The organism is Type-F symbiont of Plautia stali, assembly GCF_059731105.1.
The window spans coordinates 91,978-106,044 of sequence record NZ_AP035910.1; the positions used below are offsets into that span (position 1 = coordinate 91,978).

A 14,067-nucleotide genomic window follows, 5' to 3' on the forward strand; every position below is an offset into this window, starting at 1 on the left:
CGACACAAAAAAGGCTGCCCGTTGGGCAGCCTCTTCTGGCAATTCCGTTTGCGACCATCCGTTATTTATACAGTTCTGCGGTCATATGAACACGGTTGTTGGTGTTCGCTTCGGTGATTTTGTATTGCGCGCCCTGTTCCTGCGCCTGAGCAGCGATTTTTGACTCTGCGCCATCCAGTGTTGAGGAGGTCACAGACACGCTCTGCGCGAAGCTGCCAAATGAGATCAGTGAAAGGGTGGCGAGAGCGGCAATTGAAAGTGCTTTTACGTTTTTCATGGTCATATTCCTGTTTATCAATGAGGAGGATGTGTGCCTCCGATGGGAATAATAATAACCATAGTTACCATATCTATATTAACTATTAGTGCGGTAATCGTGATTATGCTAATTAGTTGTGCCGGGTTGTGCTCATCTCAGGCTGGTGAGAGAACCTTTCCAGAGAGTCTGACACGCCTATCCGGCAGAAAAACGAAAAGAATAGTGATGAACTATAATGGGTTGCGGATCACCGAATATTAAGCGGTAAATTTCAGTGATTCCTCAGAGTCCGTCACGACTGGCGGACAAAACAGAAGAAGGCGCGATTAACATCGGGTATGACGCGCCTGAACTCTTAACCTGCAACGCTTACAGGGAGCGGACATGAAGATTCTGATGGTTTTGACCTCACATGATGAGCTGGGTAATACCGGCAAGAAAACCGGTTTCTGGCTGGAAGAGTTTGCCGCACCTTACTATGCCTTTCTTGACGCGGGCGCAGACGTAACCCTGGCATCACCACAGGGAGGACAACCTCCGCTCGATCCTAAAAGTGATGAAGCTGACTCTCAGACCGCGGATACCCGCCGCTTCCATAGCGATTCGGCTGCGCAGGCGGTGCTGGCTTCTACCCATAAACTGGACAGCGTGAGCCCGAATGCCTTTGACGCTGTGTTCTATCCGGGCGGCCATGGCCCGCTATGGGATCTGGCAAATGACAAACACTCTATTGCACTGATTGAGCAGACCCTGCAGGCTGGCAAACCGGTAGCACTGGTCTGCCACGCACCAGGCGTATTGCGCGATGTGAAAAATCCGGATGGCACGCCTCTGGTTAAGGGGAAGAAAGTCACGGGATTCACTAACAGTGAAGAGGAGGGCGTTGGCCTGACCGACATCGTGCCATTCCTCGTGGAAGACGCGCTGAAACAGAATGGCGGTCTCTATTCACGGGGAGAGGACTGGCAGTCCTACACTGTCCAGGATGGTCTGCTCATTACCGGGCAGAATCCGGGCTCCTCTTCTGAGACCGCGAAGGTTCTGCTGGCGAGTCTGAAAAAATAGAGTCGGGTCTTTCACAGGGGCGTCTGTCGGCGCCCTTGTAATCGCCTTTTAATCCTCTCTGTCAAAATAGTTACCTGCCGAATTATTCAGGATCAATATATCGATTATTACTCCCTGAAAAATTTCCGGAACACTGAAGATATAAACATGGGTTAAATTCCAGTGTTGACATTATTTATATCAGAGGTAGATTAAGAATTATCAGCGGCATGAAAGTGCCCTGACACACCGGGAATTAACGGTGTTATCGGTGTCGATGGACTTATTCGCTTAAGCTGTCGGCGGTTCTGTTAAACATTGTTGTCATCAGCTCTTTTGAGTTAATCACAATCCTGTTAAATCGAGTCGTAGTAACGCACTGAGAGATAAGCAGTATTGCATCGCGATGATGTAAGGCCTCGTAGTTCTGAACGTGACTTTACGACGGTTACGGTTGCGGATTACACGTCGTAATGAATGTAAGGCAACGCATCAAAGAGTATATATCGCGATGGGGGTGTGCAGATTTATACGGGCCTGACCTGTCTTTGTCTCACGAAAGACTCTCAGGTGGTTGAGACCGTTAATAATAGTGACATTCTGTAACCGTGTTCATTATTATCCGCAGAATCTGTTCATAAATAGCTGTACCAAAGTTGTTCCTGTTAATTAAGTTAGTTAATGTTAAATGTTAAATCAGTAGTAACCTAAAAGCCCTGGCTGTCTTAGTCAGGGCTTTTATCTTTCTTTCAGGCATTTAATCGACTCTTGCTCAGTGACCCTTCTCTTTCAATGTGACCGATCCGGCTCTGTGACAGTCCGATGACAATTTCCGGCTATGGATGGCAATTCAGCCAGTCTGGTCCATAGTGAGTATTTGCCGGCTGGTTTATACATTTATCTGCGCCCGGTTCGGGTGCCTGTCCAGAGAGGGTAACATGTCTGCAGAATCTCCAGAGGATATTGCCAGCGATCTGTCTCAGTTCGTGGGTACGCACTTTGTCTATACCTATGATAATGGCTGGAAATATGAGTGGTACGCGCGTAACGAAACGACCTGTGACTACCGCATTCATCAGGGGCTGGTGGGCGGCCGCTGGGTGACCAACCAGAAGATGCACGCGGTTCAGTTTGCCCCGGGCATCTACAAAGTAGACTGGCATGAGCCGACCGGAACCTGCGTCAGCCTGCTGTTCGATCTTAATCGCACTCTGCTGCACGGGACCATCTTCTTCCCGCAGTGGATCGCCGGAGAAGGTCAGCATCCTGAAAAAACTATCTGCTATCAGAATGACTTCATTGAGGATATGCATCGCTTCCGCGACGAAGGTCCCGCTTACCCCTACGTGATTATTCCTGAGTTCGCTAAGGTCACCTACATGAAAAATGAGGGGCCGGATAATGATGAAGTGATCAATCTGGCACCCGGCCAGATGCCTGCTGACTATTTTGATGACAAGTAAGTGACCGGGCTACCCGCCCTGAGAGGCGGGTAGCCGGTTGGGATAAGAACCTTTATCCCGCGGCGTGAATGTCCGCCTAAGGAGGCGTCACGGCCGACTGTCGGGCCAGCGTGCGGGCCAGAATAGATGAATAGAGCGGTTTGCCCCCCAGGAATTGCGCCAGCAGCGTCGCGCCCAGACAGGTAATAATCATCGGTAAGATCAACTGATAGTTGTCGGTCATCTCCAGCACCAGCACGATGCCGGTGAGAGGTGCTCTGACCGAGGCCGCAAACAGTGCACCCATCCCTGCGATAGCGAACGTACCGGGCTCCAGCTGATAGAACGGAAAGAGATCGGTCATCACCACACCAAAAGCGGTACCCAGCAGGGTTCCCAGCGCCAGCATCGGCGCAAAAATACCGCCCGGCGCACCTGAACTGAAACAGAGCAGGGTGGTAATCAGCCTGACCAGAAAGATCAGCAGCAGCAGCGCGAAGGGGAAGACGCCATGCACAGCCTGGGGGATCAGTTCTGAACCGCCACCCGCTCCTGGGGCGAACAGCAGCGCAAGAATGCCACAGCCGCCCCCTAACAAGCCCCCCGTCAGTACAACCCGTGCGGTTTTACCGGCGTAGAAGCGGGCAAACATATCCTGCGTCAGAAAAATCAGGCGATTAAACAGTACACCAACCATCCCGATAATCATGCCCAGCACCAGGTAAAGCCACAGCGTCTGCACCGGCGCATCCGCCAGTTTGCCTACGGAGATGACCGCCTGTTCGCCGTTAAAGCAGCGAAAGACGATGCTGGCCATAATTACGCCGGTAAATACGGCTTTAATGGATATCAGGTTATAGCGGAATTGCGGACGCATCTCTTCAATAATGAACAGAATGCCCGCCAGCGGCGCGTTAAACGCCGCTGCCAGACCGGCCGCCGCACCGGTTGCCAGCAGCGTATGCCGCGCCTCGTTGCTGCGCATCCCGAGAATATCAATCACCATCCGGCCGATATTGCCGCCCAGCTGCACCGTCGGGCCTTCCCGGCCCAGTACCATTCCGGCACCCAGCGTGCCCATACCACCAAAAAATTTCACCGGAATCACCCGCCACCAGCGCACCGGCCTCAGCTCTTCCAGCGCCCCTTCAATTTCCGGAATACCGGAGCCACCGGCTTCGGGGGCGAAGCGTCTGACCAGAAAATAGCCGATCATCGCCAGTAACGCCGAGATGGCAAAGGCGGCCACATAGAGTGTCCAGCCCTGAAAGTGGGCAGGTATCAGTGTGTCGGCGCGCCATTGCTGAATAGCCTCAACGGCGCGGGCAAAGGCTACCCCGGCCAGGCCAACCAGCGAACCGACCAGCGCAGCGCAAAACAGCATCGCCAGCGGCGTCTTATCGCGGTGGAGCAGGGCGCGGAACATCCGGCTGCGTGCCGCGATGGAGCGGGGAACATAAACCGGTTGCGGTATTTCTTCATTCATTGAGAGGGATTCTTGTTCAACCAGACCAGCGCTCCAGTGTACTGAGAGATAAGGTGAAAACAAACGTCAGGATCAATTTCAGCTGAGGAAAGCGGCTATTTCACCTGCGGTGGACAAACCACTTGCGCCATGCGTTCGCGGTAGGCTGGCGTATCCTGATTTTTCAGTGTCTGAGCCACGCACTATCGACCGACTGTGGCGTTGTCGCCACGGTTGACGCAATAATCATAGCAATACTGGCGTGACAGGGAGCCGACATGCAGCCACATTCTACTGAAATCCTCACCGCTGACTGTTGTATTGTCGGGGGCGGCCCGGCTGGCCTGATGCTGGGCTATCTGCTCGTCCGGGCAGGCGTGCGCGTGGTAGTCATCGAAAAGCACGCCGATTTTCTGCACGATTTTCGCGGTGACACCATTCACCCCTCTACGCTGGAAACGATGCACCAGCTCGGCCTGCTGGAGGCATTTCTCAGGCTGCCGCATCAGCGGGTCGAAAAGCTGGAGGCGGAGATTGCCGGCCAGAAAGTCACCATGGCCGACTTTTCCCGCCTGCCGGTTCAGTGCCGCTTTATCGCTTTTATGCCGCAGTGGGATTTCCTGAATTTTATTGCCGATCACAGCGCCCGATATCCGGGCTACACTCTCCTGCGGTCAACCGCCTTTGCGTCGCTTAATGAGGAAAATGGCACGGTCAGTGGCGTCACGGCACTGCGCGGAAATCAGCGCATTCATGTCCGCTGCAAAGTGGTGGTGGGTGCGGATGGCCGACATTCTCAGGTACGCGCAGCGGCAGGGTTGACCAGTCAGGCTTTTGGCGCGGCACGGGATGTCATCTGGTTCCGTCTCAGCAGGCAGCCGCACGATCCTGATATGGGCGTGGGGCACACGGGACCGCGACGAAACTTTATCGTTATCGATCGCGGTGACTACTGGCAGTGCGGGCTGACTATCCCCAAGGGGGAGTTTGACGCGAAACAGGCCGCCGGACTTGATGCGTTTAAAGCGGAGATTGCGGCCCTGTCACCTTTTGAACCCGCGCGAATGGCGGAAATCGAGGACTGGACGGCGTTTAAGCTGCTCTCTATCCGCATTGACCGGCTCGATAAGTGGGCGAAGCCTGGCGTGCTCTGCATTGGCGATGCGGCGCATGCAATGTCGCCCATAGGCGGGGTGGGTGTGAATCTGGCGATTCAGGATGCGGTGGCGACGGCGAATATTCTGACTGCGCCGCTTAAAGCCGGTGAGCTGCAGCTACGCGACCTGGAAAAAGTGCAGAAGCGCCGTCAGTTTCCTACCGTTGCCACGCAGTTTTTGCAGATCAAAATGAGCCGCAAAAAGAGCAAAAAGAAAACCGGTGGGAGCAGTCGCATCCCCGGGATGATCGGTCGGCTGCCCTTTCTGAAGTTTATGGCCGGTCGCCTCATCGGACTCGGGTTCCGGCCGGAATCGCCGCAGGTTGCACGTGGTAAGGACAATAAATGATTTCGACAGCGTTCAGATATCGTGCGACACTGTTTCGCTGTGGAATTACTGTCAGATTGAGCCGCTATTTATCTGATAATTGGGCGCTAATTGAGCATTAAGCAGCGAGATTATTTCGAATTTTGCGCCTGCATAGGAGAGGTTTCGTGCATAACGAGCAAAATGGCAGTGACGTAAAACGACTGAGTGCTATTAAGGCACTGCTGTCACCGGATGAAACCCGGGATGAGGTGCTGGAGAGATTTGTGAATCTTGCCAGTGAGGTCCTGGGTATCTCAGGCAGCTTCATTTCGATTATTGACGACCATAATCAGTATATTAAAGCCTCTCGCAACTTCGATCTTCAGCAATCGACCCGGGATGAGTCACTTTGCCGCCATGTGATTGATGGCGAAGGCCACCTGGTGGTGGTGGATACCCTGCTGGATGAGCGCTTCGTCACCCACCCGTTTGTAGAGGGCGATCCGCATATCCGTTTCTACGCCGGTGTCTCGCTGCAGAATCTTGAAGGTTCGGTACTGGGAACGCTCTGCGTCACGGATACCGAGCCTCACCCCTTCACCGACGAGAAACTGACGGTTCTGCGCTCACTGGCAACACTGGTTACCTCGTTTCTGGATGCCTGGAACAATGCGGGCTTTGCCGATGTCATCACGCATCTGCCGAATCGTCCCCGCCTGCTGCGCGATATTCAGCAGCTGACCCTGACCGCACCCCATAGCCGCTTTCGTCTGATCCTGATCGACTGCATCGACATTATTCGCGCGTATGAGCTTTCACGTGCCGTCGGGATCGCCCCGATGGAGAAACTGCTGAAGCAGATGGCGGAAGATGTTGCTCACCGGCTCAATCTGGCAGAAAACGAAACGCTCTACAGCTTTGCACCGGGCCGCTTTGCCATTATTCAGCCCTGGTCTGGTCGCTACACTGCGCAGAATATGGTTGACCTGTTCAAAGGCCTGAAGGCCGATCTGGCCGAGAATATTACGCTCGATCTGGATGTCCACACCGGCGAAACCGAGTTTGTGCCGTCGCAGATGGATGCCAATGAAACGGTGCGTCAGGCGGTAAGCGCGCTGCACGAAGCGGTTGATGAGAACATCACCGCGATGGTGTTTGATGAGAGTTACGATACACGTCGCACCGATGACTTTATGATCATGAACGATCTGGCGCAGGCGCTGCATAAAGATGAAGAGCTTTATCTGGCCTGGCAGCCCAAAGTCTGCCTGAGAACCGGCAAAACTGTCGGGCTGGAGGCACTCATCCGCTGGAATCATCCTGAGCGGGGTGAACTTTTCCCTTCAGAATTTATTCCATTAGCGGGTAAAACGAATCTGATTTCCGATCTCACCAACTGGGTCATCGATCACACGATAGAGCAACTGGCGCGCTGGAATCGCGAATACGATCTGATTCCGGTCTCCATCAACGTCAGTGAACGTGATTTCTCAAAAGCAGATTTTGCCGACAACCTGCTGGCGAAACTGACGGCCGCGCAGCTCCCCGCCTCAATTATGGGTATCGAATGTCTGGAGAATGAACTGATCACCAAAAGCGATGTGGGGATCAAGGGGCTGGAGGCACTGAAATCGCACGGCTTTGTCATTTCACTGGATGATTTCGGCGTAGGCTACAGCAACATCAGCTACCTGCAGGATATCCCGCTGGATGTGATCAAAATTGATCGCTCCCTGGTCTCGCGCATGGGTGAGGATGAGGCGTCTAAAATCATCGTCAGGTGCATTATTCAGATGCTGAAAGAGCTGAACTACACCGTTCTGGCGGAAGGGGTCGAGACCGAGTCGACGCTGGCACTGCTGAAAAGTTACGGCTGTGACGAAATTCAGGGTTACTTCTTCTCAAAACCGCTGCCCGCCAGTGACATCGAACACTGGCTCTATCAGAAGGTCCGCTAGGAAATCGGCCCGCAGCGCACGCTGCGGGCCGGTCTCTTATTCGCTGTCAGTGGCGTAGCGATCAACCGGGGTCATGCGTTTAATCAGCTGGTTATCGAAGAGAAATTGTTCATAAGCCTGATAGCGTGCGCGATCCAGTTTTGCCGGATCGGCGGCGAACAGCGGCAGCGTCGCCATCCATGACTGGTGATTCAACGGCGTATTCAGTTCCGGATGGGCGCGGGCAAACCGTTGCCAGCTCGCTTCAGGCTGGGCCTGTAACGTCGCATTTCCCTTCTTCAGTGCCCGCAGAAATTTTCTGATCTTTTCTGAATGCGCCTCATCCCGATGGGCCACGATGATCAGCTCGTCATAAGCCGGAACGCCGTAATCTTCAACGTTAAACACCACCGGATCTTTCCCCTTATCTTTCATATCCAGCGCTTCGATGTTGCGATAGCCACCGATCACCGCATCCACTTTTCCGGTCAGCAGGGCGCTGGTGAGCTGAAAGTTGACGTTAATCAGCGTCACCTGATCGGCCTTTACTCCCTCATGGCTCAGCATGGTCGCCAGCGTCGCCTGCTCAATACCGCTGACGGAATAGCCGATGCGTTTGCCTTTTAACGCCCCCGGACTCTTCATCGATCTGTCGAGTGTGATCAGCGTATTCAGCGGCGTATTGATCAGGGTGCCGACCCGCATCAGGGGCAGGTCCTGGTCGGCAAAGAAATGCAGCTGAGGCTGGTAAGTGATGGCTAAGTCTGCCTGCTTTGCGGCCACCAGGCGCGGCGGCAGCGCCGGATCGGAAGGGGGAATGATGCTGACCTCCAGTCCCTCTGCGGCAAAGGCGCCGGTCTGTTGTGCCACCATGATCGGCGCGTGATCGGGATTGATATACCAGTCGAGCACCAGCGTCAGTTTTTCCATTGCCTGAAGGGGAGTGGCGAAGGCGGCACCCAGCAGCAGGGTAAAGAGCGGTATTTTCGTCATACTTTTTTCTCGTCAGTTAAGGTCATTAATCCGTTTCGGGGGCCCAGCTAATCAGGCGACGGAGCAGGAAATCGATGAACAGCCACAGCAGCAGCGTCATCAGCACCAGAATGAACAGTGCGGCAAAGCAGAGATCACTCTGCATCCGGGCATTGGCATTCAGCATGACGTAGCCCAGTCCTTCCGCTGAACCGACCCACTCTCCGATAATGGCGCCAATCGGGGCCACCGCGGCCGCCATCCGTAAACCGGCCCCCAGCGCGGGCAGTGCCGCCAGCAGCCTGACATGACGCAGCTGAGCCGCGCGTGAGGCGCCCAGCGTGCGGGCCAGATCGAGATAGCCGGGCGGGACGCGACGCAGGCCATCAAAAAAGGCGGAGGTCACCGGGAAAAAGATGACCAGCACCGCCATTGCGACTTTGGCGCTCATCCCGAAGCCGAACCAGAGCACCAGCAGGGGCGCCAGCGCAAACACCGGGATCGCCTGGCTGGTGATCACCAGCGGCATCATCCAGCGCTGCAACCGCGGCGAAAAGGACATCCCCAGCGCCAGCAGGGCGCCCAGCAGCACGCCCAGCGCCATGCCGCTGAGGATCTCCGTCAGGGTGATGAGGCTGTGCTGGCTGAGATAGCGGGCGTTCTGCCAGAGCGCGGTGGCGACCGCCGGGGGTGAGGGCAGCAAAAAAGCGGGGACGGAAAGGGAAATGAGCCACCACAATCCGATGAGGCCTGTAAAAAGCGTCACACCCCGGCGTAGTCCGCCAGATCGTTGTCCTGACGTCATCCGGCTAACCTGCTCAGCTGATTCAGCAGGGCAGCCTGACTCCGGATGACGCTGACATCCTCTGCCGCCCGTGGAGGCTGCCCCTGGAGGGAGGGAGAGGCTTCGATACCCGTGGGGCCGATCACCAGCAGATGATGACTCAGCCGACAGGCTTCTGCGGCATCATGCGTTATCAGCAACACGGTGTGCCCGGCCAGCACTTCCGCGGCCAGCGTCTGAATCTGACTGCGGGTCAGGGCATCCAGCGCAGAGAAGGGCTCATCCATCAGCACCACGGGCTGGCGGGTGTAGAGGGTGCGAGCCAGTGCGGCGCGCTGACGCATCCCGCCGGAGAGCGTCGCGGGCCGAGCGGTGGCATAACGACTCAGACCGACACGCGCCAGCAGGTGCTGCGCCCGCTCACGATCGGGCTTCTCCCCGTTCAGGCGGCTGGCCAGACAAACGTTCTGCTCCACTGTCAGCCACGGATAGAGCAAGTCCTGTTGTCCCATCCAGGCGATGCGTCCGGTCAGCGGCAGGCCATCACTGCCGCTGACCTGGCCGGAGGAAGGCGGTAACAGACCGGCAATCACCCGCATCAGACTGCTTTTACCCACGCCGCTCGCCCCCAGCAACGCTGTAAACTGGCCACCCGCGATCTCCAGAGTGAGCTGGCTGAAGAGCTGCTGCTGACCCAACCTGAGTGACAGCTGACGGATTGCGATACCGGGCGGCGCCGAACAGGCTGACGCAATCATGGGCGGACCTGCAGACTGGCCGCATGATTCAGTCCCATCTGCCAGAACGCGGATTCCAGCCGTGTGGCAGTAGTAAAAATCTGCGCCAGTGAGGCAAAACGCTGCTCAGCCGCACGCTCGCCCGCCAGGGTTTCAAACAGCGAAAGGGCGTTGCGAACGCCGTTCAGATAGGACTCATCGCCGTAGTTTTCTATCCACGCCGCATAAGGATTACCGCTGAAGCGGGTTGCAGGATCCTGTAGCAGGGTCAGACCCGTTTCAGCGTACCCGGCGACACAGGGCATCAGCGCGGTCAGCAACTCCAGCGCATCGCCGCTGTGACCCACATCCAGCACATAGCGGGTGTAGTTGAGCGTTTCCACCGCCTCCGGTTCGCTCGCCATTGCCGCTTCGCTGATGCCCCACTGCTGGCAGTAGTCCAGATGCAGCGGCAGTTCGCTGACGATGGCGTTGAGCGACGCCGTCGCGCTGCGCAGGGCATCCGGCGCGGAGAGCTTGCTTATCAGCAGGCCCCAGGCGCGGGCGAAGTGCAGCAGAAACAGATAATCCTGGGTGAGATAATGGCGAAACGCGGCGGGGGGCAGCGTACCCTGACCGAGCTGTTGTACAAAGTCATGTGCCACATAGGCGTGCCAGTGAGGGCCAGCCTGCTGACGCAGACGACCGTAAAAGCCGGTTTCGAAAAGCGGATGTGTCATCAGATCTCCTGTCACAATGGAGATCCGGGCATACGGGCTGGAACAGGGAGTGATGCAGGAGATGACGCAGAAATATCTGCCGACCCGTCCCTTCGCTGGCATGACCCAGATCAGGTTCAAAGGGTTCGGCTTACGCCATCTCAGCCCATAACAGGACACCCCTCGGAGACATCGGTTATACGATAATTACCGGCAGAGTACAACGGCAGGTTGAGTGCATACCTGCGGCGTCGCTGACAGGCGTATCACCGCAGACACAACACTCAATAAGTGACGTTGTCACTCAAGATCGGCTCCGTTGCTGGCAATGACCTTCTTATACCACCAGAATGACTTCTTACGCGTGCGGGCCAGCGTACCACGCCCGAGATCGTCGCGGTCAACATAGACAAAACCGTAGCGTTTACTCATCTCACCGGTTGAGGCCGCCACCAGATCGATGCAGCCCCAGCTGGTGTAGCCCATGACCGGCACGCCATCTTCAATCGCGTCACCCATCGCGCGGATGTGTTCACGCAGATAGCTGATGCGGTAGTCGTCATGGATTTCGCCACTGGCATCGGGTTCATCGCGTGCGCCCAGACCATTTTCGACCAGGAAAAGCGGCTTCTGATAGCGGTCATACATCATGTTCATGGTGATCCGTAATCCGAGTGGATCGATGCCCCAGCCCCATTCACTGCGCGGCACATGGGGATTCGTCAGAGACTTCACCACATTGGCGGCGCTGCTGTTCTGCTCGTTCATCTCCGCCGAGGCGCAGCGTGAGGCGTAGTAGCTGAACGAAACAAAATCGACGCTGTTTTTCAGAATCTCCGCGTCACCTTCTTCGATATTCAGCGTTACGCCTTTCTCCCGAAACAACCGGGCCGCGTAGGCGGGATAGGCGCCGCGTGCCTGCACATCGATAAAGAAGAGGTTTTCACGATCTTTCTCCAGCGCGGCCCAGACATCCTCCGGTTTACTCGACCAGGGGTAGAAGTTGCCGCCCGCCAGCATGCAGCCAACCTGGTTAGCCGGATTGACCTCATGCGCAATGCGGGTCACCTGCGCGCTGGCGACCAGTTCATGATGCGCCGCCTGATATTTCACCTGCTCCGGATTTTCGTCGGGTTCAAACACCAGTCCGGCACCGGAGAAGGGGCTGTGGAGCAGGATATTAATCTCGTTGAAGGTCAGCCAGTACTTCACCAGACCATCAAACGCCTCGAAACAGCTACGGGCATAGCGGGCAAAAAAGTCGATCATTTTACGGTTACGCCACGAGCCATACTCCGTCACCAGATGCATCGGCACATCGAAATGGCAGAGGGTGACCAGCGGTTCGATCTGATGTTTCCGGCACTCTTCAAATACCGAACGGTAAAAAGCAATGCCTTCCGGGCAAGGTGTCAGCTCGTCGCCGTTGGGATAGAGACGGCTCCAGGCAATCGAGGTGCGGAACACGCTGAACCCCATCTCCGCCATCAGCGCGATGTCCTCCCGGTAGCGATGATAAAAATCGATCGCATTATGGCTGGGGTAGAACTCGTCGTCGCGAAGCGCAAACCGTTTTTCAAGACCGAGTTTGACCGGCATCCGGTGCGGGCCATGCGGGATCATATCGACGGTGGTTAACCCTTTTCCGCCTTCGCGAAAACCGCCTTCGCTCTGGTTGGCGGCCAGTGCACCGCCCCATAAAAACCCTTGCGGAAACCTTGATTCAGACATGCATTCCTCTTTTCCGGGTCGGTAAGACCCTTTCCTTTAGTGGCTGTTAATGGCGTTGACGCGTTCGGGTACGGCTGCCGGTTGTGCCGTGGTGGTGGCGTCGGTTTCAGGGATATCTTCAAAGCCTAACAGCAGCGTCAGCACAAACGACAGCACCACAGACAACACCATCACCGCGCCGACCCAGACAATACTCATCGGGTTGGTGGGATCAAAAAACTGCACGCTGGTAAACAGGCCAGGCGACGCCATCGAGTGGCTGGCCAGACCGCCAATGCCTGCTACCGCGCCGCAGATAAAACCGCTGATCAGACAGGCGACCAGCGGGCGTTTCAGCCGGACGGCCACACCATACAGCGCAGGTTCTGAAATGCCGGCAACGATAGCGGAGGCCGCCGCCGCGAGCGCGGTCTGACGCAGTTCCCGGTTTTTGGTGCGGAAGGCTACCGCCAGAGACGATCCCCCCAGAGACAGGTTGGCGCCAATCTCGGAGGGCATCACCATGCCCTCTTTGCCGGTTTCAGCAATGGTCTGAATGATGGTCGGGGTAAACACCCGGTGCATACCGGTCATCACCAGCAGGGGCCAGATCGCGCCCATAATCGCAACCGAGAGCCAGCCGAGATAGCCATGGACGGTGTAGACCAGCGCAGAGATGCCGCTGCCGATCCAGATGCCAATCGGACCAATCAGCACGATCGCGATGGGTGCGGCAATCAGCACAATCAGCATCGGTTTCAGGAAGTTTTTGGTGACGGCCGGGGTAATGCGGTCCACGCCGCGCTCAATGTGTGACAGGATCCAGGTCATCACCAGCGCCGGAATCACCGTGTAGGTATATTTCACCGCCGTGACCGGAATGAAGGCAAATTCCACGGCCTGACCCTGCGCCGCTTTCGCCATCAGATCGATAAAGTTAGGGTGCACCAGCACGCCAGCAATGGCGATCGCCAGCGACATATTGGTTTTAAACTTCAGCGCGGCAGAGGCGGCTACCATCACCGGCAGGAAGAAAAAGGCCCCGTCGCCAATCACGTTGAGAATCACCAGCGTGGAGGAGCCTTTTTCAAACACACCGGCCATATCCAGTATCATCGCCAGCAGCTTAACCATCGACCCGCCGATAATGGCCGGGATCAGCGGTGACATCGTGCCGACCAGCGCATCCAGAATGCCTGCGCCGATGCTTTTCAGCGTGATTTTGCGTTTCACCGGCGTGGATGAGTCGGCGGCAGGGGATCCCATCGCCTGCAGCGCCTGAAAGGCCTGAGAGACGTTATTTCCAATGATCACCTGACACTGGGTGTCGTTGTGAACCACGCCCATCACGCCATCGATCGCTTTCAGCCGGGGATAGTCCACCTGGGTTTCATCTTTCACCACAAACCGCAGTCGGGTCATGCAGTGCGTTACGGCTTCGATATTGTTGAGGCCGCCTAGCGCATCGACGATGGCGCGTGACACCTCGGCATAGTTTCTGGGCATGATCGCTCTTCTCTGTAGGGTAAATCGGTCAATGTTGTTATGTTTTT

At 56.1% G+C, this 14,067-nt stretch carries 12 protein-coding genes and 1 riboswitch; of the genes, 4 read left to right on the top strand and 8 right to left on the bottom strand.

Going from position 1 to position 14,067, the window contains the following annotated elements:
• Positions 1 to 61: 61 nt before the first annotated feature.
• A complete protein-coding gene (locus AC6I7A_RS19890) occupies positions 62 to 277 on the bottom strand; it encodes a YdgH/BhsA/McbA-like domain containing protein (RefSeq protein WP_009092831.1) in 216 nt (71 codons plus the stop codon).
• A gap of 366 nt (positions 278 to 643) precedes the next feature.
• On the opposite strand from AC6I7A_RS19890, the gene AC6I7A_RS19895 reads away from it, so the two are divergent.
• Both AC6I7A_RS19895 and AC6I7A_RS19900 read left to right on the top strand, forming a co-directional pair.
• Positions 644 to 1,324 carry a type 1 glutamine amidotransferase domain-containing protein gene (locus tag AC6I7A_RS19895; protein ID WP_058957080.1) on the top strand — a complete coding sequence of 227 codons (681 nt, stop codon included), beginning with the start codon at positions 644 to 646 and terminating at the stop codon, positions 1,322 to 1,324.
• Between the two features lie 917 nt (positions 1,325 to 2,241).
• Positions 2,242 to 2,766 carry a phenolic acid decarboxylase gene (locus AC6I7A_RS19900; protein WP_009092833.1) on the top strand — a complete coding sequence of 175 codons (525 nt, stop codon included), beginning with the start codon at positions 2,242 to 2,244 and terminating at the stop codon, positions 2,764 to 2,766.
• A gap of 76 nt (positions 2,767 to 2,842) precedes the next feature.
• Here the strand turns inward: AC6I7A_RS19900 and clcA are convergent, their stop codons facing one another.
• Positions 2,843 to 4,231 (bottom strand): H(+)/Cl(-) exchange transporter ClcA, encoded by a 1,389-nt coding sequence (gene clcA / locus AC6I7A_RS19905; RefSeq protein WP_058957081.1) that lies wholly within the window; start codon positions 4,229 to 4,231, stop codon positions 2,843 to 2,845.
• Between the two features lie 257 nt (positions 4,232 to 4,488).
• Between clcA and AC6I7A_RS19910 the strand changes: the two genes are divergently transcribed.
• Together AC6I7A_RS19910 and AC6I7A_RS19915 are read left to right on the top strand one after the other, a co-directional pair.
• On the top strand, positions 4,489 to 5,715 hold the full coding sequence (locus AC6I7A_RS19910; RefSeq protein WP_058957082.1) for an FAD-dependent oxidoreductase: 1,227 nt from the start codon (positions 4,489 to 4,491) through the stop codon (positions 5,713 to 5,715).
• A gap of 146 nt (positions 5,716 to 5,861) precedes the next feature.
• Positions 5,862 to 7,634 (top strand): sensor domain-containing phosphodiesterase, encoded by a 1,773-nt coding sequence (locus AC6I7A_RS19915; RefSeq protein ID WP_058957083.1) that lies wholly within the window; start codon positions 5,862 to 5,864, stop codon positions 7,632 to 7,634.
• A gap of 36 nt (positions 7,635 to 7,670) precedes the next feature.
• Here the strand turns inward: AC6I7A_RS19915 and AC6I7A_RS19920 are convergent, their stop codons facing one another.
• The 6 genes from AC6I7A_RS19920 to ascF form a co-directional block, all read right to left on the bottom strand.
• Positions 7,671 to 8,606, bottom strand: coding sequence for an ABC transporter substrate-binding protein (locus tag AC6I7A_RS19920; RefSeq protein WP_058957084.1), 936 nt, complete (start codon positions 8,604 to 8,606; stop codon positions 7,671 to 7,673).
• A gap of 25 nt (positions 8,607 to 8,631) precedes the next feature.
• Positions 8,632 to 9,390: an ABC transporter permease gene (locus AC6I7A_RS19925; protein WP_058957085.1), complete on the bottom strand. Its 759-nt coding sequence runs from the start codon at positions 9,388 to 9,390 to the stop codon at positions 8,632 to 8,634.
• Positions 9,387 to 10,127, bottom strand: a complete 741-nt coding sequence (locus AC6I7A_RS19930; RefSeq protein WP_058957086.1) for an ABC transporter ATP-binding protein — start codon at positions 10,125 to 10,127, stop codon at positions 9,387 to 9,389. Before AC6I7A_RS19930 ends, AC6I7A_RS19925 begins: the two co-directional genes overlap by 4 nt.
• Positions 10,124 to 10,825 carry a thiaminase II gene (gene tenA / locus AC6I7A_RS19935; protein ID WP_058957087.1) on the bottom strand — a complete coding sequence of 234 codons (702 nt, stop codon included), beginning with the start codon at positions 10,823 to 10,825 and terminating at the stop codon, positions 10,124 to 10,126. The genes AC6I7A_RS19930 and tenA overlap by 4 nt, the downstream gene beginning before the upstream one ends.
• Before the next feature lie 70 nt (positions 10,826 to 10,895).
• Positions 10,896 to 10,998, bottom strand: a riboswitch (TPP riboswitch).
• 106 nt (positions 10,999 to 11,104) lie between these two features.
• Positions 11,105 to 12,535, bottom strand: coding sequence for a 6-phospho-beta-glucosidase (locus AC6I7A_RS19940; protein WP_058957088.1), 1,431 nt, complete (start codon positions 12,533 to 12,535; stop codon positions 11,105 to 11,107).
• A gap of 36 nt (positions 12,536 to 12,571) precedes the next feature.
• A complete protein-coding gene (gene ascF, locus AC6I7A_RS19945) occupies positions 12,572 to 14,020 on the bottom strand; it encodes a PTS cellobiose/arbutin/salicin transporter subunit IIBC (protein WP_058957089.1) in 1,449 nt (482 codons plus the stop codon).
• Between the last annotated feature and the right edge of the window lie 47 nt (positions 14,021 to 14,067).